This window comes from Rhodococcus sp. NPDC057297, assembly GCF_042667435.1.
Classification (GTDB): domain Bacteria; phylum Actinomycetota; class Actinomycetes; order Mycobacteriales; family Mycobacteriaceae; genus Rhodococcoides.
This window is the reverse complement of the sequence record NZ_JBHUZE010000002.1, coordinates 215,948-242,734: the sequence shown is the minus strand read 5'-3', so window position 1 is coordinate 242,734 and position 26,787 is coordinate 215,948. Positions and strand designations below refer to the sequence as shown.

Below are 26,787 nucleotides of genomic sequence, written 5' to 3'. Positions count from 1 at the left end.
GTGAGCGATCACCTGCCCGAACAGAACCGTGAATCCGTCCGTGCCGCCGACGCGGACCGCAACCTCGTCGCCAAGCTCCTCAGCGACGCTCTGGCCGGTGGCCAGCTCACGGTGTCCGAGTACGACGAGCGCACGGCCGCCGCGTACCGCGCAAAAACTTACGGCGAACTCGATGTTCTCACCAGCGACCTTGCGCTGACGCCGCCCACCGAAGCTCTCTACTCGACTCCCAGCCGTTCCACCGATCGCGCCGTCGCCATCATGAGTGGATTCGAGCGCAAAGGCGAATGGACCGTCGCACCCCGCGTCGAGGCCGTCGCGTTCTGGGGCGGCGGTGAGATCGACCTACGCAGAGCGCACTTCTCGGCTCCCGAGGTGACGATCAACTGCGTCGCGATCATGGGCGGCATCGACATCACGGTCCCCCGCAACGTCGCCGTCGAAGTACGCGGCGCAGGCATCATGGGCGGCTTCGATCATCTGAGCCAACAAGGTGCTCCCGGCGCCCCGCGAATCGTCGTAACGGGCTTCGCATTCTGGGGCGGCGTCAGCATCAAGGCCAAGGACTAACGGGACTTCCTGCGTTTCAGATAGTCCGACACCACCGCGGCTCCGAGCCCATCCAACTCGGGAGCGATGACTCGCCCACCTACCCGCTCGGCCATCTTGTCCACGACGCGGGCCAGCCCCGGATCGTCTCCCAACCGGAAGATGGTCACCTGCGCACCCAGCTTCGCCACCGTATCCAGTTCACGGACCGTCAGCCCCAAAGTCCTGTTCGACGGAGGATAATCGAAATACGCGTGCCCGTCGGGCTCGAGGTGCGCGGTGGGTTCGCCGTCGGTCACGATCAGCACGACGGGTTGCGCGTTGGGATGCCGACGCAGGTGCCGCACCGCCAGCATCAACGCGTGATGCAGATTGGTGCCCTGGTCGTACGCCCCGTCGAGACCGGCCAGTTCCGATGCCGTCAGTGTCTGCGCGTGACGACCGAAGCCGATCAGCTGCAGATCGTCTCCGCGAAACCTGGTGCTGACGAGGTGATTCAACGCAAGAGCGGTGCGTTTCATCGGCACCCATCGACCGTCCATCACCATGGAGAACGACGTGTCGACGAGCAGCGCGACGGCCGCCTGCGTCCGCGTTTCGGTCTCGCTGATCTCGACGTCGGTCACTTGAAGCTGCACTGGGAACGTCGAGCCCTCGGCTGCGGTGCGCAGGACGGCATTGTTGACGGTGCGGGTGACGTCCCACGGCTCGGTGTCACCGAATTCCCATGCCCGAGAAGCCCCCGTCGGCTCGCCCATCGCACCGGCCTTGCGCGTGTCCCGCTCGCCGCCGCGTCGGGAAATTCGTCCCGCGACGTCCTTGAGGGCGGACTGTCCCAGCTGACGCATCGCCTTGGGCGACAACCGCCATTGGCCGTCGGCACCCTTGTCCATGAATCCTTGCTGTTCGAGCGCCTTTTCGAGCTCGGCCAACATCCGAGCATCCGCCGCAGCTTCCGGCCCCAGCTGTTTCAGCAACGCGTCGGCGTCGATGTCGTCGAGCGCGGCGCCGTTGTACTGCTGAGAGAGCTGGTTTCCGAGGTTCTCCAGGTCAGCGATGTCCTGTAGCGCACCGGTTCCGTCGCCCAGACCCATGCCGTTCTCGCCACGGAAGTTCTGCGACCCGTCCCAATCCTCCCCCGGTCTGGCTTGCTGGAGGTTCTGATCGAGCTGGTCGAGTTGCTGCAGCAGATTCGAATCTCCGAATGCCTGCTGCGCCAACGCATCCAGCTCCGCTCGCTGCTCCGGACTGAGCGAGTTGCGCAGACGCTGAGCTGCCGCGGCTCGCTGGGCCAGGGAATCGAGTAGCTCCTCGACGTTCGACGGATTCTCGGGGAAGTGCTGGCTGTGCTTGGCCATGAACTCCGAGAAGTCCTGATCGGTGTCCTCGCCTCGGTTGTGCTTGTCCAGAAGCTCGTTGAGATCCTTCAGCATCTCGCTGATGGCTTGCCGATCCTCGTCCGTCGCGTTCTCGAGCGCATTCTTCATACCCGCGAAACGCTGGTCCAACATCTCACGCCCGAGCAGATCCTTGATCTTCTCGTAGTTCTCGCGAGCTTCCGACGAACGCCAGTCGTAATCGGCTAGCTCCTGCACGGCCTGCGCCGTCGACGGGGACAGATCCCCGATTTGCATCTCCTGGAAACGCGCGTCGTCGTCGAGCGCACGAGCCAACGCTTTGCGCTCCTCGAGGACGGCTTTGTCCAGGAGTTCGCGGACCTCCTGGAGTGTTCCGTCGAGATTGTTCTTCCGCAGAAGATCCCGTCGCCGACGGTTGGCCTCGGCCGCCAGATCGTCGAGGCCCCGCATGTTCCGGGTACCCCGCCGGAGCATCTCCTGCATCGCCCGACGCGGCGATGCGCCCTCGAGCACGTCCTCACCGATCGACTCCAGCGCTTCGCGCAGGTCTACCGGCGGTGCCAGTGGATCGGGGCCGTCGTGATACCGCCCGTATCTACTGGCAGGCATCAGCTGTACACCGTCTGTCCGTCGTCATCGGGATCCTTGGAAATCCTTCGCGCAAGGTACAGCCCTTCCAGTGCGAGTTCCGTTGCGGCAGCCCGCTCGCCATCGGACGTCGCGTTCAGACGCTCGTCGATCTCCTGAAGCACGTCGAGGTCCGGCAGCTCACCGATCAGTGTCTTGGCGGCGATTCGATCGCCCGTCACCACCGGCTCACCCTGTTCGATGGCCGTGACGAGCGGTGCCAGATTGATCCCACCCAGCCGGTCCCGCACCGTGTCGGCCGTCGCGCGTCGAAGCAAATGCTCGAGCACCTCGGTCTCACGGCCCTCTTCACCGGACTCGAATTCCACCTTGCCCCTGAGAACTTCGATGATGGTTCCGAGATCCACCGGCCGCGCCACCGCATCGCTCTCGCCGAGAACCGCAGCACGATGCACCGCCGCGGCCGCGATGGTCTCCGCCGCGGCGATGGCGAACCGCGCCGACACACCCGAACGCTGATCGACGGACGGCGACTCACGCAGCAGCCTGGTGAACCGCGCCAGCACTTCGAGAAGGTACGACGGCACATTCGCCGGGAGGTTGGCCTCCTGCTCGATCACCGAGATCTCGTCGGCCAACGCATGCGGGTAGTGAGTACGAATCTCCGCGCCGAAACGGTCCTTCAGCGGAGTGATGATCCGCCCACGGTTGGTGTAGTCCTCCGGGTTCGCACTCGCGACGAGCACGACATCGAGCGGCAGACGCAGCGTGTAGCCGCGGACCTGGATGTCCCGCTCCTCCATGACGTTCAGCAGCGAAACCTGAATACGTTCCGCAAGATCGGGGAGCTCGTTGATCGCCACGATGCCCCGATGACTCCGCGGCACGAGCCCGAAGTGGATGGTCTCCGGATCTCCCAGACTCCGTCCTTCGGCAACCTTCACCGGGTCGACATCGCCGACGAGGTCCGCAACCGACGTATCCGGAGTAGCCAGCTTCTCCGAGTATCGCTCGCTACGGTGACGCCACTCGACGGGCAACGCGTCGCCGAGCTCACGTGCCCGTCTGATGCTCGCCGGAGTGATGGGTTCGTACGGATGCTCACCGAGCTCGGAACCCGCGATGACAGGCGCCCACTCGTCGAGCAAAAGATTCAACGTACGCAGAAGACGCGTCTTTCCCTGCCCGCGTTCACCGAGCAGAACAACGTCATGACCAGCAAGAATCGCTCGCTCGAACTGCGGAAGCACAGTCTTGTCGAAGCCCAGAATTCCCGGCCACGCATCCCTGCCCTCACGCAATGCGTCGAGCAGATTTTCCCGGAGTTCTTCTTTCACAGAGCGCTGCACGTGTCCGGATGCACGCAACTCGCCGACAGTGGTGATGCCAGGTCGATTAGAGGTCACTTCACCAAAGTACGCCCGTCTCAGAAGAAGCACCGTTCGCCGAGTTCGCACTTGTGCTGAGAAACGGGGGTCTCTCGTCTGCACAAGTGCGAACTCGTCACACGGGCGCGCCCGCTTGCCGCAATTTGCGTCGAACACGCTCGACCACCTCGCGCGGACGGAGGCGCAGCTGCTCCGAATTCACTCGGACCACCAGCCAGCCGGCGCGCTCGAGCCTTTCGTACCGCTCGATGTCCCAGGACCGCTGCTTCTCCGACGTCCAGTGCTGCACCCCGTCGTACTCGACGGCCACCTTCCACTCCGGCCAGCCCAGATCGCAGCGAGCGAACAACATGCCGTGTTCGTCGGCAACGCGAATCTGTGTCTCGGGTGGAGGCAGTCCTGCATCGACGAGCAACAGCCGAGTAGCGGTTTCCTGCGGAGACTCTGCACCACCGTCGACGAGTGCCAGAACCGATCGCGCTGCAGATACTCCCCGTAAGCCCGGATACCGTGCGCACAACGGAAGAACGTCTGCAGCCGAGATTCCGGACACTCCTGACAGGTCGTCCAGCACCTGCACGGCCCGCACTCTGGGGAGCCGCCTCGCCAGATCGAACATGGTTCTGGGGATCGTGGTCACCGGCAGACCTGCGACGGTGGTGATCTCGACATCGCGGACGGTATCGAATCGGATGCGGATACCGTCGAGTTGGCGTCGGCGTCCGAGCCAGATCACCTCCGCAGGCGCGTCGGGGTCGATCCATCGTGCGCCGTGCAATGCAGCTGCCGACATCCCGCAACACACCGCCGCCCAACCAGCGAACACGTGGGCTGCCCGCGCCCGGACAACAGCGTCGATCCGAACGTCCTTGCGCACATAGACGTCGCGGTGCATGCGCATGAAGCCGTGGGTCAGTTGATGTCGAGTCAGGCTACCGTCGCGGACTGCGAGGGAACCTCTGAACGGCTGGTCGGCGGGCACTCGCCCACGATTGCACGGCTACCCACCCGAAAAGCGGTCTAGCGACGGAGCCTGTGGATAGATTCCGGTCTATCCACAGGGCGCGAGTTCGCACTTGTGCAGACCAATCAGGCGCTTCGGCCTGCACAAGTGCGAACTGGATCAGTGCGCGAAGTGACGCGAACCGGTGAGGTACAGCGTGACGCCGGCGTCCTGGGCTGCGGCGATGACTTCGTTGTCGCGGACGGATCCGCCGGGCTGCACGACGGCTTTGACGCCGGCGGCCAGGAGAACCTGCAAGCCGTCGGGGAACGGGAAGAAGGCGTCCGAGGAGGCAACCGAACCGACGACGCGATCGCCCGCACGCTGGACGGCGAGATGAGCTGCGTCGACGCGGTTGACCTGACCCATACCGACGCCGACGGACGCGCCGTCCTTGGCCAGCAGGATTGCGTTGGACTTGACGGCACGGCCTGCACGCCAGGCGAATTCGAGATCCTTCAGGGTCTGCTCGTCCGCTGCGTCACCGGCTGCCAGAGTCCAGTTGGCCGGGTTGTCGCCGTCGGCGTCGATGGCGTCGCGTTCCTGCAGCAGGGTGCCACCGGAGATCGGCTTGAGCTCGACCCCTTTGCCCGACGGGGCGGCCGCGAGCAGCACACGAATGTTCTTCTTGCGCTGCAGAACTCCGAGTGCACCGTCAGCGTAGGACGGAGCGACGATCACCTCGGTGAAGATCTCCGCGACCTGCTCGGCCATCGCGACCGTCACTTCGCGGTTGGCTGCGATCACACCGCCGTAGGCACTGACTGGGTCACAGGCGTGGGCCTTGCGGTGCGCTTCGGCGATATCCGCGCCGACGGCGATGCCACACGGGTTGGCGTGCTTGATGATCGCGACGGTCGGGCCTTCGTGATCGAAAGCGGCACGCCACGCTGCGTCGGCGTCGGTGAAGTTGTTGTAGGACATCTCTTTGCCGTGCAGCTGCTCGGCCTGAGCGATGCCGGTGCCGGCCGGGTCCTTGTACAGGGCTGCGGCCTGGTGCGGGTTCTCGCCGTAGCGCAGCACTGCCGCACGGTCCCAGGTGCCGCCGATCCATTCGGGGAACTGCGAGTCCGAATCCACGAGAACGCTGCTCATCCACGAGGCGACCGCGACGTCGTACGCAGCGGTGTGCTGGAACGCCTGTGCCGCAAGCGAAGTGCGCTCGGCGAGCGTGAACCCGCCGCCGGACACTGCGCTGAGAACGTCGGAGTACCGAGCCGGATCAACCACGACCGCCACCGACGGGTGGTTCTTCGCGGCAGCACGGACCATCGACGGACCACCGATGTCGATCTGCTCGACGCATTCGTCCGGTGTCGCGCCACTGGCAACGGTGTCGGTGAACGGATAGAGGTTCACCACGACCAACTCGAACGCCTCGATGCCGAGCTCTTCGAGCTGCGAAACGTGCTCCGGCCGACGGGTATCGGCCAGAACACCCGCATGGACGCGCGGATGCAGCGTCTTCACGCGGCCGTCGAGGGTCTCGGGAAACCCGGTGAGATCCTCGACCTTGGTGACCGGGATCCCGGCGTCGGCGATCTTGGATGCTGTCGATCCGGTGGAGACCAGAGCGACGCCTGCCTTGTGCAAGCCGGTTGCGAGTTCGATCAAACCGGTCTTGTCGTAGACGCTGACCAGTGCGCGGCGCACTGCTTTACGTTCACTCATGGTTGAATCTGAGCCTTTCGTCCATCGGAGACAACACCTCGGGTGGCAACAGCTGCGATCACATCGACCAGAAGCCTGCGTTCCACGGTCTTGATTCGCTCGTGCAGAGTCGCGACATCGTCGTCGCCCAGCACGGGCACAGCTTCCTGAGCCAGAATCGGCCCGGTATCGACACCGGCGTCGACGAGATGCACCGTCGACCCGGTCAGTTTGACGCCGTAGGCGAGCGCGTCCTCCACTGCATGCGCACCGGGGAACGACGGCAACAGCGCAGGATGAGTGTTGACGATGCGTCCGGCGAACGCACCGAGAAAATCGGAACCGAGAATCTTCATGAAGCCGGCGGTCACCACCAGATCGGGCTCGTGCGCCAGCACACGTTCGGTGAGAGCCGCATCCCAGCCATCACGGTCCGCGAACTCCCTCAGCCCGACGCGGAAATGCGCAATCCCGGCAGTGTGTGCATGCCGGGCAGCGTCGCAATCACGATCGACACCGACCGCAACGATCCGCGCCGGATAGGACTCGGCCTTTGTCGCATCGATCAGGGACTGCAGAAGCGATCCGGTGCCCGAAGCGAGGACAACGACGCGTGCTGGGTGCTCACGGGTGGCAGTCAGCGCACTTCTCCTGATGTGTCGTTCTCGCGGGTCGCCCGTCGATCACCGACGGGCCCGCACGAAAGAATAGTCGCCCACGTGTAGGCCACCGTCAGGCAGGTCCTCGGGCGACGACAGCCGGCGACCCGGCTGCCACGACTACCGAAGCCCGCCAGTGAGTTCAGGATCGGTCGTCGGCGTCGCTGTCGGCCTTCGCAGCATCTTCCGCGGACACTTCCTCGACGATTTCGGCGTCGACGATGTCCTCGGTGTCCGTTGTGTCCTCGGCAACCACGGCTGCGTCGACGTCGGATGAATCGGCAGTCTCGGGCAGGGCGTCGGGCTCTTCGACGATTTCCGCTTCCACTGCGTGTTCGGGATGAGCGACGGGCGCGGCGATGGCGGCGATGGGTTCCTGCTCGCGCCGGGGTTCCGTGTCGACGTCGTCGGCGATCGGGGTCTGCTTGGACCCTCCGCGCCATGCGGTCACGGCGGCCGCGAGGGATCCGACGACGGCGAGCCAGGCGAAGACGAGCAGGCCGAGAGACCACACCGTCACCTGAACGGTTCCGAACGTGCCCAGGTTTCCGCCTGCCGCGAAGCCGAGCACCAGCGTGGACACGCCGATCACGGCGCTCGCCACCCACACCGCGGACAGTGCGTAGTGCACGTCCACCGTGCGCCTCGCGCAGTCACGTCCGAGCAGCAGGCCGGCGCCGATCGGAATCACGAGCATCAGCATCCACAGCGTCTGCGACGGCCCCTCGGGCAGGACGGCCAGGACCGGCAGCGGGGGAAGTGGACCTCCTGTGGCCTGGAACATGCTGACCGATACATCGCCCACGTGCGCCGACGATCCGACCGACACCGCGATCGCGCCGAGCAGCACGTTGGGCAGGTAAAGAATCGACAGCACCGTCAATCCGAGTACACCGACGAAGCCGTTTCCGGATTCCAGCAACATCTCCATCGTCGACCACGACGCCAGCATCGCGGCCAGCACGATCGCGCCGCCGCCCGCGACGAGGACAGCCGCCGCCCGGATGGTCGGAGCCACGATTCCGCGCAGCCATTCCGGCAGACGATCCGACTCGGTGTCCCACACCCCACACACCAGTCCGATGCCCGCGGACACCGCGTGAACGGCCGCCACCCACGCGAAAGCCAGCAGAGCATTGGGGGTGTCGAGCCCGATCACCGACGACGCATCCGCGGCCACCGCCAACGCGATCGCGGTCACGAGAACCGGACCGAACACCGCCGCGCCCACGATCAGACCGTGTTCCCGACGAGTCTCCGCCCGGCCGACTGCACGGGCGACGCCCCGCGCCACGACGAGGGCGAGAACAAGCGTCGGGACAAGCGGGAAAACGCCCAGGGACGTGCCCTCGATACTGAACGGGACCTGATGGATCGCGAACCACAGCCCGGCGATTGCTCCGAAAGTGCCGGTGAGCTCACTGTTGACCGACACCAGCGTCACGAGAACGACCGTCGCGATGATCGCGACGAGCACACCCGGAATGCGGAACCCGACGGTCAGCATGGTGGTGGATTCGGAGGGAGACAACAGAGGTCGACGCTCCGGCGGACGAGACGTCCGTCGGGCGCGTTTCCTCTCCTGATTCAATACGGCGCTCATCGGAGTCGAGCGTTCCACCTACCTGCCGACGGGTGGTTCAGGCGCGCCGACACAGCCTTATTTGTTGTCGTCCTCCGGCGCGGCCGACTGGCCGAACGCCTGCGTAGGCGCACTGTACGGCGGGGTGTCCGACGTGTCCTCGGGCTCGTCCCCCTGACGCGACGCTCCCGCAGACTGTTGTCCGGCCGACTGCGCTCCAGCCGATGTAGCTCCTGCAGGCTCCGCTCTCGGCGCTGCGTGCTGCGGCGCGCCGTAGCCACCCGAACCGACCGGGGGCTGGCTGTACGGCTGCTGATTGAACGGCGAATTCTGACCGGCCGGACCGGTCAATCCGCTGGCTCCCGCATCCGGCTTCGACGTTCCGACCGGGTAACCGAGGCTGCCGGTGGTGTGCTGGTTCTGCTGGTTCGGCTGGTTCTGCGACGGCCCGGTGTAGGCAGGCGGGGCATACCCCTGCTGCGGGGCACTTCCCTGGTCGCTCCACTGCCCACGTTCCTGTGGTGCGCTGTAACCCTGAGTACCTGGGCTCTGAGGTGTTTGGCCGTATCCGCCGTAGTTCTGGCTCTGCGCCGACTGGCCGTACCCGGGTGCCTGCTGGCCGTATCCCTGGAACGGGTTCTGCTGACCGTAACCCGCGGGCTTGGGCTGCGGAGCCTTCAGGATGCCCGCACCGAACAGCGTGGCCGCGACGGCCATGACGGTCTGGACGAAACCGAGAACGAGTACGACGAAGGTGCCGATCCCCAACTGAACCGGCGCGCCCACCGAGGAGTCGTCGCCGACGTTGAAGCTCTGGAACACCAGTACGAGCCACCCGGACAAGGCAAGAGCGGCAGCGATACCGACCGTGTTCGGTTGCTTCGGCAGCAGACCGACCGCCGCGACGAGGCCCGCAGCAAGCAGAAGCGCGATGGACGTCGGGTCGCCCGCCTGCACGAAGAAGAAGTTGACGCCTTCGCTGAAGAACTCGTACTGGCCGGCGAGACCGACCAGGAAGTTCACGACGCCGAGCGCCACGGCAACGAGCGTCAGAATTCGCGGCAACGAGGACGACCGGTCCGACGCCAGCGGCGGGTTGTACTGACCCGTCGGCGCAGACTGCTGCGACGGCGGCTGACCGTACGACGGTGGCTGCGTTCCGTAGGACGGCTGAGTGCCGTACGACTGGCTGGGCGTCGGGTAACCGCCGTAACCACCCGGAGTCGACTCGGCAGAGCGAGCACCCTCCGGTGATTGACTGCCATAACCGCCGGGACCTGGCCCCTGCGGACGCTGGCCTTCTGCTGGATACGTCATGGCACTCTCCTCGATAGAAAAAATGAGTACGGGTCCGTAGACCAAGCTAGTCTACGGACCCGACTCGACTGCCCCGCTTGCCGCGAGGCTCCTCTCTCACCCTGCGTCGACGAGCACCTGTGACGACTCCAGTTCACGCACGAGCGGTAGGACCTTCGCCCCGAAGTACTCGATTTCTTCCTGGAAGTGCAGGAAGCCGCCGAGAATCAGGTCGACCCCACGCTTGCGGTATTCGACGATGCGATGTGCCACCTGTTCGGGAGTTCCGATCAGCTGGCTCTTGAAACCGTCGTTGTACTGCACGAGATCCTCGAACGTCGAGTCCGCCCACATGCCCTTGCCGTCCTTCGTGGACGAACCGGCTTGCTGCACAGCACCCTTGAAACCCTCGACGGCCGGCTTGTTGGCCTTCTCGATGATCTCGCGGAGAGTGTCCTTGGCTTCCTTCTCCGTGTCGCGCGCGATGATGAAGCCGTTGAGACCGAACTTGACCTCACGATCGTTCGCCTGAGCGACACGACGAATGTTGTCGAGTTGCTCGGTGACTCCGTCGTAATCCTTGCCGTTGCTGAAGTACCAATCCGAGTATCGACCGGCGTTCTCCTGCGCAGCCGACGAGTTACCACCCTGGAACAGTTCCGGGTTGGGTCGTTCCTTGGTGTTCAACGGCTTCGGCTTCAACGTGAAATCGTGGATTCGGTAGAAATCACCACGGAAGTCGACGTCGTCCTCGGTCCAGATCTTGCGCAATACCTGAAGGAATTCGGCACTGCGACGGTATCTTTCGTCGTGTTCGAGCCACGGCTCACCCAGGTGCGTGAACTCGTCCTTGAACCAGCCGCTGACGACGTTGACCGCGAAACGGCCGTTCGACAGATGGTCCGCAGTAGCGCCGAGCTTCGCCAGAACCGCCGGCTGCCACAAGCCAGGGTGCACGGCCGCAATGACTTTGAGTCGTTCCGTGGCAAGCAGGAGCGCGAGGGAGAAGCTCGTCGACTCGTGTTGGAACTCGGCGCCGTAACTGGCCTCGTAGCGAACCTGACTGAGCGCGTACTCGAAGCCGTTGTTCTCCGCGGTCTGCGCCAACTTCTTGTTGTACTCGTAGTCCCAGCTGGTGCGCTGTTCGATGTCGCTGGTCACCAATCCGCCACTGACATTGGGCACCCAGTAGGCGAATTTGATGGCGTCGGCGATTCTTTCGGTACTCATCGTTCTCCTTCGGTGATGCTCACGAGTACCAGGTCGGCTGCGGCAACTCGCCCGTCAGCACCCATCGACCGACCTCGCGGCGCTTGTATGCGACCGGATCGTGCAGCGTGTGGGTGCGGACGTTGCGCCAGAAACGATCGAATCCGTACTTGCTCGCCGTCGCTCGGGCACCGAGAGCCTCGAACACCGTCGAGGTGATCTCGAGCGACACCTCGGTGGCACGCGCCTTCACCGCAGCGACGCGCACCTCGTGGTCGCCGCGCTCTTCCGCCGTCACATCCCACGCGTTGTCGTGGATCTTCTGTGCTTCCAACGCAACTGCGTCGGCCAGCGCTTCCACCGCCCACAGCTTGGACGTCAGGTCACCGTAGATATCGATGATGTACGGCTCGTCGATCGCCCTGTCGACGGTGCTGTGCAGCCACGCTCGCGTCTTGTCCTTGGTGTACGACGCCGCTTCCTCCAAAGCGCCGCGAGCGATGCCGAGGTAGAAGTTGACGAACACCAGCTGAATCGTCGGCACGTTCAACGTGTTGTAGACCCGCGGCTGGAACTGCTTGTCGACGAATCCCGCCGCACTCGCCCAGTCGACGCGCACCTTGTCGATGGTGACGCTGCCACTCTCGGTCTGACGCTGGCCGATGTTGTCCCAGTCGTCGTGAAACGTCAAACCCTCGATGTTCGACGGCACTATAGCGAAAACGTGTGCATCGCTGCCGGTCAAAGCGCCTTCGAGGACCGTGACGTCGGAGACGCGGCTGCCCGTCGAGAATGACTTCGCGCCCTCGAAGACGATGGTGTCGCCCTCGTCGGTGACGGCGACGTCGTTGTCACGCGGGTTGACGGCGCCGCCGAAGAACCACTTGTTCTTCGTCGCATCTGCCTCGACCGCCTCGATCTGCTCCTTCGTGCCGACGAGCCGCGCAGCCCAGAACCACAGCAGGTGGTAGCCGAGAAGCTGGCCGATCGACCCGTCGGCCGCAGAGACACGACGAATCACCTGGTACGCCGTCGGCCAATCCTGACCGCCGCCGCCGTGCTCGACCGGCCCCAGCAACGTGACGAGCCCAGCATCCTTCAGAAGCTGCACCTCGGCGTGCGGAGCCTGATGGCCCTTGTCGCGAGCAACAGCGTCGACGGCAAGCAGCTGCGCCACCTCGCCCGCCCGAGCAATCCAGCCCTCGGCGGACGTCGGCGCATCAGGCCAGTCCTTGGTCAGTGCACTGCGATTTTCCGTGGTTGTCATTGGGCAAGTGAAACTGTTACGCGGAGTAATGAACACATTTCGCATCACGATGATTCTGAGAACTTCACATCCCCGTCGGCATCGATGGCCCGTAGCAACGGCCAGACGGCTGCCATGTGACATCGATGCCGGAGGGACAACCCGAAACAGCACGAAAAAGCCCGCCGGCACTAGCTCCCGGCGGGCTTCGTTCGAGCTGAAACTTACTTCACGGAGAGCGATTCCAGGATTTCGCGTGCGAGAGCAGCGGTTTCGGACGGCGTCTTGCCGACCTTGACGCCTGCGGCCTCGAGTGCGTCCTTCTTCGCCTGGGCCGTGCCCGAGGAGCCGGAGACGATGGCGCCTGCGTGGCCCATGGTCTTGCCCTCGGGAGCGGTGAAGCCTGCGACGTAGCCGACGACCGGCTTGGTGACGTTGGCCTTGATGTAGTCGGCTGCGCGCTCTTCTGCGTCGCCGCCGATTTCACCGATCATGACGATGAGCTTGGTCTCGGGATCCGCTTCGAATGCCTCGATGGCGTCGATGTGCGTGGTGCCGATGACCGGGTCTCCGCCGATGCCGATGGCCGTCGAGAAGCCGAAGTCGCGGAGCTCGAACATCATCTGGTAGGTCAGCGTGCCGGACTTCGAGACCAGGCCGATGGGGCCGGTGCCGGAGATGTTGGCAGGCGTGATGCCGACGAGAGCTTCACCGGGGGTGATGATTCCGGGGCAGTTCGGGCCGATGATGCGGGTCTTCTTGCCCTTCTCCACGTTGTAGGCCCACGCGTATGCGGAGTCCTGCACGGGGATGCCTTCGGTGATGACGACGAGCAGCGGGATCTCCGCGTCGATCGCTTCGACGATGGCGTCCTTGGAGAATGCGGGCGGAACGAACGCGATGGACACGTCGGCGCCGGTCTTCTCGATTGCCTCGGCAACCGAACCGAAGACGGGGAGCTCGATGTCGTTGCCCTGGGCGTCGACGTGCTTGACCGTGGTGCCGGCCTTGCGTGCGTTGACACCGCCGACGACGTTGGTGCCTGCCTTGAGCATCAGGGCGGTGTGCTTGGTGCCTTCGCCGCCGGTGATGCCCTGGACGATGACCTTGTTGTCCTTGTTCAGAAAGATAGACATGGTTTCCTCTACTTCGCTGCCAGCTCGGCGGCCTTGTCGGCGCCTTCATCCATGGTTCCGGCGAGCGTCACCAGCGGGTGCGCGGCGTCGGCGAGAATCTTGCGTCCCTCTTCGACCTTGTTGCCGTCGAGACGAACCACGAGCGGCTTGTTGGCGTCGTCGCCCAGCTTCTTCAGTGCGCCGACGATGCCGTTGGCCACTGCGTCGCAGGCGGTGATTCCGCCGAAGACGTTGACGAACACGCTCTTGACCTGCTCGTCGCCGAGGATGACGTCGAGGCCTGCGGCCATGACCTCAGCCGAGGCGCCGCCACCGATGTCGAGGAAGTTGGCAGGCTTGACGCCGCCGTGTGCCTCGCCTGCGTATGCGACGACGTCGAGGGTCGACATGACGAGTCCGGCACCGTTACCGATGATGCCGACCTGTCCGTCGAGCTTGACGTAGTTGAGATCGTTCTCCTTGGCCTTGGCCTCGAGAGGATCGGCAGCGTCCTTGTCCTCGAAGTCGGCGTGGCCGGCCTGACGGAAGTCTGCGTTGGCGTCGAGCGTCACCTTGCCGTCGAGGGCGAGGATCTGGTCGTCCGGGGTGCGAACCAGCGGGTTGACCTCGACCAGGAGAGCGTCTTCCTTGATGAAGACCTCCCACAGCTTCTGGATGGTCACCGCAGCGGCGTCGAGCACCTCGGCGGGCAGCTTGCCCTTCTCGGCGATGTCACGAGCAAAAGCAAGGTCGACGCCCTTGACGGCATCGACCGGGATACGTGCGAGTGCGTCGGGGTTCTCCTCCGCCGTCACCTCGATTTCGACTCCACCTTCGACCGAACACATCGCCAGGTAGGTGCGGTTGGTGCGGTCGAGCAGGAAGGAGATGTAGTACTCCTCGGCGATGTCGGAGGCTTCTGCAACGAGAAGCTTCTTGACGACGTGGCCCTTGATGTCGAGGCCGAGAATCGACTCGGCGTTCTCGGTGGCTGCTGCAACGTCCTTGGAGTACTTGACGCCGCCGGCCTTGCCTCGGCCGCCGACCTTGACCTGCGCCTTGACCATTACTGGCTTGCCGATTTCTTCGGCAATTTCTGTTGCTCCTGCGACCGTGTCCGTGACACGACCGGCGGAGGTGGGTACGCCATGCTTGGCGAACAATTCCTTCGCCTGGTATTCGAAGAGATCCATCAGCTCACCGTCTCGTCTACGTTGACTGCCCGCTCCAGGGGTGTGAGCGGGTCCGATCACCGACTTTATCCACGTGCTCCGACGCCGTTACGCCCGGCCAGATGGTATGTGGTCTATCTCACCGAGGAGGTAGGTGTGTCCTGCGCCTCACTTACGGGCACTGCCGACCGAAAGTAGCGCTGCCACAGCAAGTATCACCACGCCGACGACCCCTACCAGCAGCCCCGCCCCGAGCGAGGCGTCGACCGATCGCCCGTTCGTCAGCGGCCAACCGAGCAGATGGACAGTTGTCGCGACCACGCAACCGAGAAGAAGTGCAGCCCCACGAGCCGGACGCGACCTGGACGCCACGACGGCCGCAACGAGAATCGTCGACGCCGACGCGGCCTGCCCCCAGGCGTCCCATCCCCACCCTTCGGCGCCCCAGGGAACACCGAGGAGCGACGGGGCGGACACATCGGTCCCGGAATACAGCGGGAGGGCGTACGAGATGGCTGTGACGACTCCACCGACGAGGGCCACGACGCCGACAGTCCTGTCCGAGCGCACGTCGGAGGTATCGACGTCGTCGCGCTCGGCGCTGCCCGCCAACAGCACGGCTCCGGCGCACACGACAGCGAGGACGGCACCGACGGCCGTGGCTGCGCCACCCACACCGAGTCCGACGCCGTCGATGTCCGAGGCGAGGACTGCTGCCTGCAGCACTCCTGCCGACGCGGAGACTGCGGCGACAGCCAGGACGCCGACGGCTGGCCTGACGACCGCCGCGAACAGCGAGAAGAACAGCGGGATGGACGCGACGACCAGGACGAACCCGGCAACGAGGGCTACCCGAGTGGCGAGCACGTCTGGCTCCGGCAGCCCGGCCGGGACATCGAGAACCGGCAGGAACGCGCCTGCGCCGACGAGAACACCCGCCAGAACACCCGTTGCCCCTGCCAGTGCATGCCAGCGCATGAAGTGCGCCGAACCGTCCAGCTCGCCCCTCGCGACGGGACCGCCTGCCGAGGCCCGATCCCGTATCGCCGACGCCGGCAGAGCCGAGAGTGCGATCACGATCAGTGCGACACCTGCAACGGAGCCGATCCAACTCCCCCCGGAGACCCCGATGTTCGGCCCGGAGCTCTCTCCCGCGATCACCCGCGCGCCGAATACTCCGCCGACGCCGAGGCCTGCGCCGAGCATGCTGCCTGCGGCAACCGTCGGCGAGATCGACGCGAGTGCCGCCGACACGACGATCACCACCGCACAAGCGAGGACGCCCGACCCGACAGCAGTCGCCCACGGAGATTCGACGACCGCGCGGATCAGCACGATCGAGTCCGTCGAGACGTAGGGAACCGCGAACAGGGCGGCGGCGGCAGAGATCGCGGCGAGCACGGCCAGTACCGAGAGCGCGCCACCGATGCGAACCGCGGACGCGCGGCCCGTGAAATCGGTTCGCGACGAGATGCCGTATCCGTCGTCGTACGACGCCCTGCCGATTGCGACGAGACCGAACACTCCCCCGACCACGGCGACAGCATGCGAAGCGAGGACGAAGTAGGCACCGAGGCTCGGCGTCAGTGCCTCCGCGGTAGTCGGCCTCAGTAGTTCCAGTCTGTTCGCATCGATCGGCGACGCCAGCAGTCCCACGTCGAGAACTGCGAGGCCGACCGAGATCGCGCCGAACCCTGCCGTGAGAGCACCCGCCAGCGCCGGCCTGGCGATGACCGTGAGGATCGCGAGTACGGCCACCACGACGACCGGGGCGACGGACAGCACTTCCGCCGTGAACACACCCGCTCCCGGCCCGTCCGAGGTCGACGAGGTTGTCTCCATCGCCATCGAGGCCAGCCCGAGGAGGGCCGCCGTCGAGACGAGTCCAGTCGCGGTCAGAGCAGCGCCGCGGGCCGACGGGCCGGACTGCGGGCGTGCGGAAATCATCTGTGGTGACGCATGCGGGGAGGTAGCCACGCCTGTCGACGCTATCGGTCGGCGGACGATGGACGGCAGAGCACGCGCCGTAGGATTTCGGCGGATGCGTTTCGGTAACGGCGCCGTGGGTATTGCACCGCTGTCCGGGATCACAGGCGATCTCGGCAAAAGCCCTGCTCGGCTTGTGAGCCATCTCACATATCCCCGCGGGAAAGCCGATTAACTTGCGCGCCCTGCAATCGTTTCGTTACCGTCTGCCGAGTCTTAAGTCACGAGCAGATCACGGAACGGAGGTCGCAGGGTCTTGTCGCAACACCGCGCGTCCTTCACCACCAGTCGGTTCGTCAAACCGGCCGCGGCTGTTGAAACCGCACCCACGGTGTACTCGACCCAGACCAGCTGGGAAGCCGACAGTTACGAATCGTCGGACATCCAGTCCGCGTCGGATCTCCAGGCCAACGGCTACGACTACTTCGCGAGCAATTACGGCTCTGCCGAGAGCTACCACGACAGCGAGCTGCACAGCACTCCCGATGTCGTGGTTCCGGCAGGGCCTTCCGTCGTTTCCGGGCCTTCCGCGGACGTCATCGCAGCGGACGAGATCGCCGTGTCTCGTCGACGCGGTGCTCACCGCATCCCGACCCCTCCCACCGCACTGAAGGGGCGTGCAGCGGTTCTCGCCGTCGCCGCCGGTGCCGTGGTTGCAGCAGGGCAGGCGGTCATCGATCACGGTCCCGCGACGCCGAGCACTTCCGAGGAAGTAGCACTCGCTGCCGGTGCAGCACCCGCAGCCCCCGGCATCGCAGCGACTGCCGTCCCGCAGGCCGCCGGTTTCGCCGCTGACACCACAACGGACGTTGCCCCCTCGTCGGCCCCGCAAATCCTCAACGTGGCCAACCCGGTGGATCTGAGCCAGTTCAACGACCTGCTCGCCAAGGGCCAGCGGTTCAGCGAAGAGCGCGCCGCACGCGAGGCTGCTGCTCGACGGCCACTGTTCGTACTCCCCGCGCTCGGGACGTACACCTCCAACTTCGGTCAGCGCTGGGGCGTTCTGCACGCAGGCGTCGACATTGCGAACGCCATCGGAACTCCGATCCTCGCGGTGGCCGACGGCAAGGTCATCGATGCAGGCCCCGCGTCCGGCTTCGGCATGTGGGTTCGCCTGCAGCACGCAGACGGCACCATCACCGTCTACGGACACATCGACAGTGCCACGGTCAGCGTCGGCCAGGAAGTCATGGCAGGCGACCAGATCGCTCGCATGGGCAACCGCGGCTTCTCCACCGGCCCTCACCTCCACTTCGAGGTTCACCTGCCCGGCGAGAACAAGATCGATCCTCTCCCCTGGCTCGCGTCCCGAGGCATCGGCCTCGGACCCGAGATGGACTGAGAACTCCAGCTCTCTCTTCCGGCCTACCGGCCCGGTGAAACGTACAGCCGCACACCGATTTCTCGGTGCGCGGCCGTTCTACTACTCAGAGCTTGGTCATCGGAACGCCGCCGATGAGCATCATCTTCACTCGCCCCGACGTACCGAAATCCACGAGAACCATGGCCGACGTGCCCGAGCCCGTGGATTCGAGAACCGTTCCGAGACCGTACTTGTCGTGATTCACCCGGTCTCCCACCGCGAGCACGAGAGTGTTGTTGCGTGCGCGTGCGGCACCGAAACTCGGCGACGACTGCTGCCCTCGTCGGTCTCCGAATCCCCCGCCGCCGCCGAAGCCACCACCACCGAAACCGCCGCCCCCGAAGCCACCCGGCCGGGCGCGGCCGCCGCCGATCGACCGTCCGCCGACGCCGGGGTCTTCCCGCTTCCAGTCGATGAGGGACTGCGGAATCTCCTGGAGGAATCGTGATTCCGGGTTGTTGATCGGCTGCCCCCAGGCGGACCGCATGATGGCGCGAGTGACGTACAGACGGTGACGCGCACGCGTGATGCCCACGTAGGCGAGGCGTCGTTCCTCGGACAACTCCGCTGGGTCGCCGAGCGCACGCATGTGCGGGAATTGGCCGTCCTCCCAGCCGGTCACGAAGACCACCGGGAATTCGAGGCCCTTGGCCGTGTGCAGCGTCATCAAGGTGACGACGCCGGTGCCGGAATCGGGAATCTGATCGGTGTCCGCGACAAGTGACACCCGCTCGAGAAACGCAGCGAGGGAGCCCGGCTCGGGAGTGCCTTCCTCGACGTCCACCTCGTCGTCGGAGTCTGCTTCGGTTTCGGCATCGGCATCGGTTTCGGCTTCGAGAGCGGCGAGGTTACGCGCCTCGGACGTGAATTCACGTGCCACGCTGACGAGCTCGTTGAGGTTGTCCAGACGGGCACCGTCCTGAGGATCACTGCTCGCTTCCAGTTCGGCGCGGTATCCCGTGCGGTCCAGAACAGCCTCGACCACGTCACCGATATCGGCGATGTCGTTGCCGTCGTCGTCGGTGGTGCCCAGCACATCCCGGAGTTCGTCCAGCAGTTCCAGGAACTGCGCGATGAGCTTCTGCGAGCGAGAGTTGAGCAACGCAACCTTGCCGTCGGCGGCGTCGTGCAGAGCTTTGGAGAAACTGATGTCCCGCTGCTCGGCGTGAACGGCCACGCAGGCCTCGGCGCGGTCGCCGATTCCCCGGCGCGGAGTGTTGAGAATGCGTCGCATGCTGACCGTGTCGTCCTCGTTGGACAGCACCCGCAGGTACGCGACCATGTCGCGGACTTCCTTGCGCTCGTAGAAGCGGACACCGCCCACCACCTTGTACGGCAGGCCGAGCCTGATGAAGATCTCCTCCAGCGCACGTGACGAGTTGTTGGTGCGGTAGAAGACCGCCACCTCGTCGTAGCGGACGTCGTGGTTGTCGACCAGACGGTCGATCTCCGACGCCACGAACGACGCCTCGTCGTGCTCGTTGTCCGCGACGTACCCGACGATGAGCTCACCCTCGCCGGAGTCCGTCCACAGCTTCTTGTCCCGCCTGCCGGTGTTGCGCGAGATGACGGAATTGGCGGCCGACAGAATGTTCTGGGTCGACCGGTAGTTCTGCTCGAGCAGGATGGTGGTGGCGTCGGGGTAGTCGCGCTCGAATTCCTCGATGTTGCGGATGGTCGCGCCGCGGAACGCGTAGATCGACTGATCCGCGTCACCGACGACGCAGAGCTCACCGGGAGCGACCGCACCCTCGAGGGCGCCGTCGGAGTCCTCCCGACCCACCAGTTCCCGTACGAGCATGTACTGCGCATGGTTCGTGTCCTGGTACTCGTCGACCAGGACGTGCCGGAACCGTCGACGGTAGTACTCCGCGACCTGAGGAAAGGCCTGCAGCAGACCGACGGTTTCACCGATGAGGTCGTCGAAGTCCATGGCGTTGGCCGCCCGGAGTCTCTGCTGATAGATGCCGTAGACCTGGGCGACGAGCTTCGGGAGCTCCACCATCTGCTTCTCCGCGTCCGCGGCTGCGTCCTCGGGCCCGATGAGCTCGTTCTTGAGATTGGAGATCGCCGTCGAGAGCAATCTCGCCGAGAACTTCTTGGTGTCGATCTGCAGATCCTTCGAGATCATCGTCAGCAGGCGACGCGAGTCGTCGGCGTCGTAGATCGAGAAGTTGGAGTTGAGGCCGGGCAGCAACGACGCCTGATTGCGCAGGATCCGCACACAGCTCGAGTGGAACGTCGAAACCCACATGCTGTTGGCGCGCGGACCCACGAGTCCCGCGACGCGCTCACGCATCTCGGCGGCGGCCTTGTTGGTGAACGTGATGGCCAGAACCTGGCCCGGCCCCACGCCGCGCTCGGCAAGCAGATACGCAATACGACGAGTGAGCACCGCCGTTTTTCCCGACCCGGCGCCTGCAACGATCAACAGCGGAGACCCCGAATGCACGACGGCCTGACGCTGCTGCGGGTTGAGACCCTCCAACAGCGTTTCGGACCTGGATTTTCCGGGGGCTGGTACCGCAGTGAGGTTCGTGTTCATCGCCTGCCCAGGTTACCGGCGGGCTCCGACAGTCCTTTACCCGAACCTGACAGGCGCCGCCAGCCCCGTTCTGCCGACCGAGAGCAATGCGGACATTCAGCCCGTCGACCGACTTTTCAGGACTGCACAGAGGTGGCACACTGGATCGGTGATCGAAATAGCCGTTCGTCGCCACCCCCTCTGTGCAGCCGATTCTTCGGCTCTCGCCGGCGGAGCCTGTCCATAGGAAGGTGCGCCCGGAAGTCCAGACACGAGGCTTCCCCGGGGCAGTCGATGTGACTCATACCACATCAGCCCGTCTCTGGAGCGGAGCGTCCACGAACCACCTGAGGACGTAACGGTGACGAGCAGGGCAACGATCCAAACTTGTGACACGAGGAGAAAAAATGGCATCCACGACCAAGATCGAGACCGAGAGCGCAGTGCCGACGTCCGAGGCTGAGATCGATTCCTTGCGTCAGGAGATCGACCGCCTCGATTCCGAAATTCTTGCGGCAATCCAGCGTCGCAGCGAAGTTTCCCAGCTGATCGGTCGTACTCGCATGGCCTCGGGCGGGCCGCGCATGGTGCACAGCCGCGAAATGAAGGTGCTGGACCGCTTCAGCAGCCTCGGCCAGGAAGGCCACACCCTCGCCATGCTGCTGCTCCGTCTCGGCCGCGGGCGTCTCGGCCGCTGACTCTTCGCGAGCTGACTTTTCGGGAGCGAATGTACCGTTCGGTCACTTGGAGTGACCGAACGGTACATTCGGTTCTGCCGGGGCTTCGGCCCGACTGCCTAGGTCAGGGCGATGTACTTGGTTTCCAGGTACTCCTCGATTCCTTCGCTTCCGCCTTCGCGCCCGAAGCCTGAATCCTTCACTCCACCGAACGGTGCGGCCGCGTCCGAGATGACTCCGCGGTTGACGCCCACCATTCCGCTGTCGATGGCGTCGGCGACCCGTAGTGCGCGGTCGAGGCCGCGGGTGTAGATGTACGACGCCAATCCGAACTCGGTGTCGTTCGCGGCGTCGATTCCTTCTTCCTCGGTGTCGAATCCGACGATCGGGGCGACCGGACCGAAGACCTCTTCCTTCAGGATCCTGGCGTTCGCCGGGACATCGGTCAGCACCGTGGCCGGGTAGAAGTAGCCGTCGCCGCCGGGTGCTTTGCCGCCGAGCGCCACCGTCGCGCCCGCGTTCACTGCATCGTCGACGAGTTCCTGCACCTTGCTCAGCTGGTCTGCGTTGATCAGTGGTCCGAGTTTCGTGTCCGGGTCGATGCCCGCACCGAGTGTCATGTCCTTCATCTTGGCGACGAACTTGGCGGTGAATTCCTCGCGCACACTGTTGGCGACATGGATCCGGTTGGCCGCAGTGCATGCCTCGCCGCCGTTGCGCATCTTCGCCAGCATCGCGCCGTCGACGGCAGCGTCGATATCGGCATCGTCGAAGACGACGAACGGTGCGTTGCCACCCAACTCCATGGATGTGCGCAGCAGACCGCCTGCAGACTGTTCGACGAGCTTTCGGCCGACTTCCGTCGACCCGGTGAAGGTCAGCTTGCGCAGTCGAGGATCCTCGAGGATGGGCGCACTGACCGCACTGGACTTCGACGAGGTGATCACCGAGAGGACACCGTCGGGCAATCCCGCCTCGGCGAAGAGTTGCGCAAGGAACAGCATCGTCAACGGCGTCTCACCCGCTGGTTTGACGATGATGGTGCACCCGGCTGCGAGCGCCGGTCCGATCTTGCGTGTACCCATGGCCAGCGGGAAGTTCCACGGCGTGATCGCCAGGACCGGCCCCACTGGCACCTTGGTGACCAGGATCCGACCGTTGCCTGCCGGCGCGGGGGTGAAGCGGCCCTCGATGCGCACTGCCTCCTCGGCGAACCAACGGAAGAACTCGGCGCCGTACTTGACCTCGGCCTTGGACTCGGCGAGCGCCTTGCCCATTTCCTTGGTCATGATCGCGGCTACGTCGTCCGCCCGTTCGGTGATCTTCTCGAACACCGAACGCAGCACTTCGCCACGCTCACGCGCGGGGGTCTTCGCCCAGGACTTCTGCGCCGACGCAGCAGCGTCGATCGCCTTCTTCGCGTCGGCCGGACTCGCGTCGGCGACCTTGGCGAAGGGCTTGCCGGTGGCGGGGTCGACGACGTCGAACGTGGCGCCGTTCTCCGCGTCGACGGCGTGGCCGCCGATCCACAGTTTCGGTGAAATGGATTCGATGAGTGCGTTGATCTCCATACCGAGAGTGTGCCCTCACCGGTGCCACGACAAACGAGGAAGGCGCGCACAGCGAGGCGCCCGGCACTATTGTTGGACGATATGAGCGTCGACATCACGGGCACGGAAGCCTGGAAGAACCTGAAGGCACACCACGACGCACTCGGAGCCACGACGCTCCGCGAGCTGTTCGCCGCTGACGACGATCGTGGACGCGCGTTCACTCTCGCCGCGGGTGATCTTCACATCGACTACAGCAAGCACATCGTCGATTCCGAGACCGTCTCGCTTCTGGTCGAGCTCGCCCGGGCCGCCGACGTGGAAGGCCGTCGCGACGCGATGTTCTCGGGCACCCACATCAACACCTCCGAGGACCGCGCGGTCCTGCACACCGCCCTTCGCCTACCCGCCGACGCGACTCTCGAGGTCGACGGCCAGAACGTCGTCGCCGATGTGCACGAAGTCCTCACTCGCATGGGTGATTTCACCGACCGCGTCCGGTCGGGTGAGTGGGTCGGCGCCACCGGCTCGAAGATCTCCACCGTCGTCAACATCGGCATCGGTGGCAGCGATCTGGGCCCCGTCATGGTGTACGACGCTCTGCGCCACTACGCCGATGCCGGCATCTCGGCGAAGTTCGTCTCCAACGTCGACCCCGCCGATCTGGTTGCCGCTCTCGATGGGCTGGATCCGGCAACGACTCTGTTCATCGTGGCGTCGAAGACGTTCTCCACTCTGGAGACGCTGACCAATGCCACCGCCGCAAGGCGCTGGCTCGTCGACGCACTGGGCGACGACGCCGTGTCCAAACACTTCGTCGCGGTCTCGACCAACGCAGAGCGAGTGTCGGAGTTCGGCATCGACACGGCCAACATGTTCGGTTTCTGGGACTGGGTCGGCGGCCGTTACTCGGTGGACTCCGCTATCGGCCTGTCGGTCATGGCTGTCATCGGCAAGGAAGCGTTCGGTGAATTCCTCGACGGCTTTCACCAGATCGACGAGCACTTCCGCACGACGCCGCTCGAGAGCAACGCGCCTGCGCTGCTCGGCCTGATCGGACTCTGGTACAGCAACTTCTTCGGCGCGGAGACCCGCGCGGTGTTGCCGTACTCCAACGACCTGTCTCGTTTCCCGGCCTACTTGCAGCAGTTGACGATGGAATCCAACGGCAAGTCCGTCAAGGCCGACGGCACCCCCGTCACCACGTCGACCGGTGAGATCTTCTGGGGTGAGCCGGGCACCAACGGACAGCACGCGTTCTACCAGCTGCTGCACCAGGGCACCCGGTTGATTCCGGCCGACTTCATCGGCTTCGCCGAGCCCACCGACGATCTCCCCACGCGCGACGGCACCGGGTCCATGCACGACCTGCTGATGAGCAACTTCTTCGCGCAGACCAAGGTGCTGGCATTCGGCAAGACCGCCGAGGAGATCGCCGCCGAAGGTACCGCCGCCGACGTCGTTCCGCACAAGGTCATGCCCGGCAACCGTCCGTCCACCTCGATCCTCGCCCCGAAGCTGACGCCGTCGGTGGTCGGCCAGCTGATCGCGTTGTACGAGCACCAGGTGTTCGTCGAGGGTGTCGTGTGGGGTGTCGACTCGTTCGATCAGTGGGGTGTCGAACTCGGCAAGACCCAGGCGCTGGAACTGACGCCTGTCCTGACCGACGCCGAAGCTCCTGCACCGCAGAGCGATTCGTCGACCGACGCACTCGTCCGCTGGTACCGCGATCAGCGGGGTCGCTCCAAGTAACACTTCCCTCGAATTCACCCACCTGTTGTGCGTTGCGAGGGTCCGATAACTCACAACAGGTGGGTGGATTTGCCGACCTGACTGAACCGAGCCTGCCTCCGTCGCGTCCAAGTAGGTATGGACTTCGAGGGCCTGCTCTTTCGCTCCGACGCTCTGGCATCGGGCGTCACCGACGGTCAACTGCGGCACGCGCGGTTGCGCGGTGAACTGATCGCGGTCCGGCCAGGCGCGTTCGTGTCGGCAGCGTTCTTCGCCACCTTGAATTCCGAGCAGCAGCATCTGCTGCTCGCGCGCGCGATTGCTCACGAAGCCCCGGTGGTGCTGAGCCACCAGTCGGCGGCAATCGCGTGGGGAATGGATGTCTGGGCGCTGCCCCTGGCGCACGCCCACTCGACGACCGGACGCACCATCACTGCACGGAAGGGCCGGCGCCGAATTGTGCACGGTTCGACGCTGTCGGAATCGGAAAGCACAGTCTTTCACGGACTTTCGCTCACTACCCCAGCCCGGACGGTGGTGGACATCGCGCGATGCACGACGTTCGAACGAGCAGTGTGCGTGGGCGACTCGGCGTTGCGTCGAGGCCTCGTCACCAGGACCGAACTGGACGAGGCTCTCTGCAGCGCACGGCACCGCACCGGTATCCAGAACGCCGTCCGGGCCGTAGCCGCGATGACCGATCGCAGCGACAGCGTCGGGGAGTCCCGCACCCGATTGATTCTCGTCGACGCCGGGTCCCCTTCTCAATCAGTCGGTGTACGACGCCGGCGGCACGTTCCTGGGCCGAACGGATTTCTTGTTCACCGGGCCGTGGGGATGCTTCGAGTTCGACGGGGCCGACAAGTACGGCGTGAACGCGGCCGACACGCGGGCAAGCGTGCTCGCCGAGAAGGACCGTGAGAACCGCATCCGCGACGCTGGATGGCCGTTCGCGCGGGCGAGCTGGCGTGATCTTGCACAACCGAACGCTCTGACCGAACGGGTCCGACGGATGCTTGCTCGTGGAGCACGAATGCCGGAACCTGAGGGGACATTTCGAGCCGAACCGCTTCCCCCGTACCGACCCTGAAATCCACCCACCTGTTGTGCGTTGAGAGGGTCCGATAACTCACAACAGGTGGGTGGATTTGCCCGGAGTGAACCGAACGGCCCTCCGGTGCGTCCAATTCAGTATGGACTTCGATCAGCAGGGGATGTTCTCGCGCACCGAGGCGCTTGCACGGGGGTACACCGATGACGATCTGCGACGCGGCCGTGCAAGCGGGGAGATCGTCACCATCCGCCGCGGTTATTTCGTGCGCGCGGACGTTTACCGACGGCTCGACGCGCATCGACGGCATGCTGTGCTCGCCGAGGCGATCTATGCGGAGTCGAGCACCGATGCGGTGTTCAGTCATGTGTCGGCGGCGGTTCTACATCGGATGGAGACGTGGGACATTCCGCTGGACAAAGTCACGTTCACCGTTGCGCGGTCGTATGCGGGCAAGAAGGGGCGCCAGCGAGTGCTGCACGGGTCACCACTTCCGGCTGCGGATCTGACCGAGAGGGAAGGGTTTCCGGTCACCGCGCCGACTCGGACGATCGTGGACCTGGCTCGGTCGCTTCCACTGCACCCGGCTGTGTGTATCGGCGACTACGCCATGCGCGCCGGGCTCACCACGCACCGGGAACTTCAGGATGCGCTCACCGACGCCCGGAACCGAACCGGCATCGCCAAGGCGCGCCAGGCCGTGCAGTCGATGTCGAGCCGCAGCCAGAGCACCGGTGAAACGCGCAGCAGGATGTTGTTGGACACGCTGCCGCTGCCACCTCCGTTGCTGGGGCAGTCTCTGTTCGACGAGGTGGGCGGGTACGTCGGACGCTCGCCGTTCCTCTACCCGGATCATGGAGTCGTCGGACGGTACGAGGGCGAAGGGGTATACGGCGCAGATCCGGTGCTGACGGACATCGATGGTCGACGCGAGCGACATCGAATGGAGCAGCTCGGGTGGACGGTGGTGCGGTGGGACTGGGAGGACCTGTCCACACCGCGAGAATTCACCGACAGGATCGCCCGAGCGTTCGTACAGGCCGCATCCAACCGAAAACCGTTGGGCCACTACAGCTCCACCTCGAAATAA

At 64.9% G+C, this 26,787-nt stretch carries 20 protein-coding genes; 6 read left to right on the top strand and 14 right to left on the bottom strand.

Features of this window, described 5'->3' with window-relative positions; genetic code table 11:
• Positions 1-570: a DUF1707 domain-containing protein gene (locus tag ACFULT_RS07015; RefSeq protein WP_037103893.1), complete on the top strand. Its 570-nt coding sequence runs from the start codon at positions 1-3 to the stop codon at positions 568-570.
• On the opposite strand, the gene ACFULT_RS07010 is transcribed toward ACFULT_RS07015, so the two are convergent.
• From ACFULT_RS07010 to ACFULT_RS06955, 12 genes are all read right to left on the bottom strand, one after another.
• A complete protein-coding gene (locus tag ACFULT_RS07010) occupies positions 567-2,516 on the bottom strand; it encodes a hypothetical protein (RefSeq protein WP_378481010.1) in 1,950 nt (649 codons plus the stop codon). The two genes, ACFULT_RS07015 and ACFULT_RS07010, sit on opposite strands and share 4 nt — an antisense overlap.
• Complete coding sequence (locus ACFULT_RS07005) at positions 2,516-3,901, bottom strand: sigma 54-interacting transcriptional regulator (protein ID WP_378481009.1); 1,386 nt, start codon at positions 3,899-3,901, stop codon at positions 2,516-2,518. Before ACFULT_RS07005 ends, ACFULT_RS07010 begins: the two co-directional genes overlap by 1 nt.
• Positions 3,902-3,998: 97 nt before the next feature.
• The gene (locus tag ACFULT_RS07000) at positions 3,999-4,865 is read right to left on the bottom strand and encodes a DUF559 domain-containing protein (protein ID WP_378481008.1); all 867 of its coding nucleotides are present in this window, start codon (positions 4,863-4,865) and stop codon (positions 3,999-4,001) included.
• 141 nt (positions 4,866-5,006) lie between these two features.
• A complete protein-coding gene (purH, locus tag ACFULT_RS06995) occupies positions 5,007-6,557 on the bottom strand; it encodes a bifunctional phosphoribosylaminoimidazolecarboxamide formyltransferase/IMP cyclohydrolase (RefSeq protein WP_378481007.1) in 1,551 nt (516 codons plus the stop codon).
• The gene (gene purN / locus ACFULT_RS06990) at positions 6,554-7,192 is read right to left on the bottom strand and encodes a phosphoribosylglycinamide formyltransferase (protein ID WP_094626244.1); all 639 of its coding nucleotides are present in this window, start codon (positions 7,190-7,192) and stop codon (positions 6,554-6,556) included. Before purN ends, purH begins: the two co-directional genes overlap by 4 nt.
• 145 nt (positions 7,193-7,337) lie before the next feature.
• Complete coding sequence (locus ACFULT_RS06985) at positions 7,338-8,798, bottom strand: DUF6350 family protein (protein WP_378481006.1); 1,461 nt, start codon at positions 8,796-8,798, stop codon at positions 7,338-7,340.
• 57 nt (positions 8,799-8,855) lie between these two features.
• Positions 8,856-10,094 (bottom strand): DUF5336 domain-containing protein, encoded by a 1,239-nt coding sequence (locus ACFULT_RS06980; RefSeq protein WP_094719406.1) that lies wholly within the window; start codon positions 10,092-10,094, stop codon positions 8,856-8,858.
• A 96-nt stretch (positions 10,095-10,190) separates the two neighbouring features.
• Positions 10,191-11,303, bottom strand: a complete 1,113-nt coding sequence (sfnG, locus tag ACFULT_RS06975) for a dimethylsulfone monooxygenase SfnG (RefSeq protein ID WP_378481005.1) — start codon at positions 11,301-11,303, stop codon at positions 10,191-10,193.
• A gap of 19 nt (positions 11,304-11,322) precedes the next feature.
• Positions 11,323-12,549: an acyl-CoA dehydrogenase family protein gene (locus ACFULT_RS06970; RefSeq protein WP_378481004.1), complete on the bottom strand. Its 1,227-nt coding sequence runs from the start codon at positions 12,547-12,549 to the stop codon at positions 11,323-11,325.
• Positions 12,550-12,752: 203 nt separating this feature from the next.
• On the bottom strand, positions 12,753-13,664 hold the full coding sequence (gene sucD, locus ACFULT_RS06965; RefSeq protein WP_019664468.1) for a succinate--CoA ligase subunit alpha: 912 nt from the start codon (positions 13,662-13,664) through the stop codon (positions 12,753-12,755).
• A gap of 8 nt (positions 13,665-13,672) precedes the next feature.
• Complete coding sequence (gene sucC, locus ACFULT_RS06960) at positions 13,673-14,836, bottom strand: ADP-forming succinate--CoA ligase subunit beta (protein WP_019664467.1); 1,164 nt, start codon at positions 14,834-14,836, stop codon at positions 13,673-13,675.
• Between the two features lie 147 nt (positions 14,837-14,983).
• Positions 14,984-16,792, bottom strand: coding sequence for a hypothetical protein (locus ACFULT_RS06955; RefSeq protein ID WP_378481003.1), 1,809 nt, complete (start codon positions 16,790-16,792; stop codon positions 14,984-14,986).
• Positions 16,793-17,057: 265 nt separating this feature from the next.
• Between ACFULT_RS06955 and ACFULT_RS06950 the strand changes: the two genes are divergently transcribed.
• Entirely contained in the window at positions 17,058-18,143 is a 1,086-nt protein-coding gene (locus ACFULT_RS06950; protein ID WP_378481002.1) for a M23 family metallopeptidase, read from the top strand.
• 85 nt (positions 18,144-18,228) lie between these two features.
• Here ACFULT_RS06950 and pcrA read toward each other — a convergent pair whose 3' ends face one another.
• Entirely contained in the window at positions 18,229-20,709 is a 2,481-nt protein-coding gene (pcrA, locus tag ACFULT_RS06945) for a DNA helicase PcrA (protein ID WP_378481001.1), read from the bottom strand.
• Positions 20,710-21,095: 386 nt separating this feature from the next.
• Here pcrA and ACFULT_RS06940 point away from each other — a divergent pair, with 386 nt between their 5' ends.
• On the top strand, positions 21,096-21,386 hold the full coding sequence (locus ACFULT_RS06940; protein ID WP_019664463.1) for a chorismate mutase: 291 nt from the start codon (positions 21,096-21,098) through the stop codon (positions 21,384-21,386).
• 98 nt (positions 21,387-21,484) lie between these two features.
• Here the strand turns inward: ACFULT_RS06940 and ACFULT_RS06935 are convergent, their stop codons facing one another.
• Positions 21,485-22,936 carry an NAD-dependent succinate-semialdehyde dehydrogenase gene (locus ACFULT_RS06935; protein WP_378481000.1) on the bottom strand — a complete coding sequence of 484 codons (1,452 nt, stop codon included), beginning with the start codon at positions 22,934-22,936 and terminating at the stop codon, positions 21,485-21,487.
• Between the two features lie 81 nt (positions 22,937-23,017).
• Between ACFULT_RS06935 and pgi the strand changes: the two genes are divergently transcribed.
• The 3 genes from pgi to ACFULT_RS06920 all read left to right on the top strand — a co-directional run bounded on the left by pgi (position 23,018) and on the right by ACFULT_RS06920 (position 26,787).
• Positions 23,018-24,667 carry a glucose-6-phosphate isomerase gene (pgi, locus tag ACFULT_RS06930; RefSeq protein ID WP_378480999.1) on the top strand — a complete coding sequence of 550 codons (1,650 nt, stop codon included), beginning with the start codon at positions 23,018-23,020 and terminating at the stop codon, positions 24,665-24,667.
• Between the two features lie 117 nt (positions 24,668-24,784).
• Positions 24,785-25,567: a hypothetical protein gene (locus tag ACFULT_RS06925; RefSeq protein ID WP_378480998.1), complete on the top strand. Its 783-nt coding sequence runs from the start codon at positions 24,785-24,787 to the stop codon at positions 25,565-25,567.
• Between the two features lie 272 nt (positions 25,568-25,839).
• Positions 25,840-26,787, top strand: coding sequence for a type IV toxin-antitoxin system AbiEi family antitoxin domain-containing protein (locus ACFULT_RS06920; RefSeq protein WP_094719414.1), 948 nt, complete (start codon positions 25,840-25,842; stop codon positions 26,785-26,787).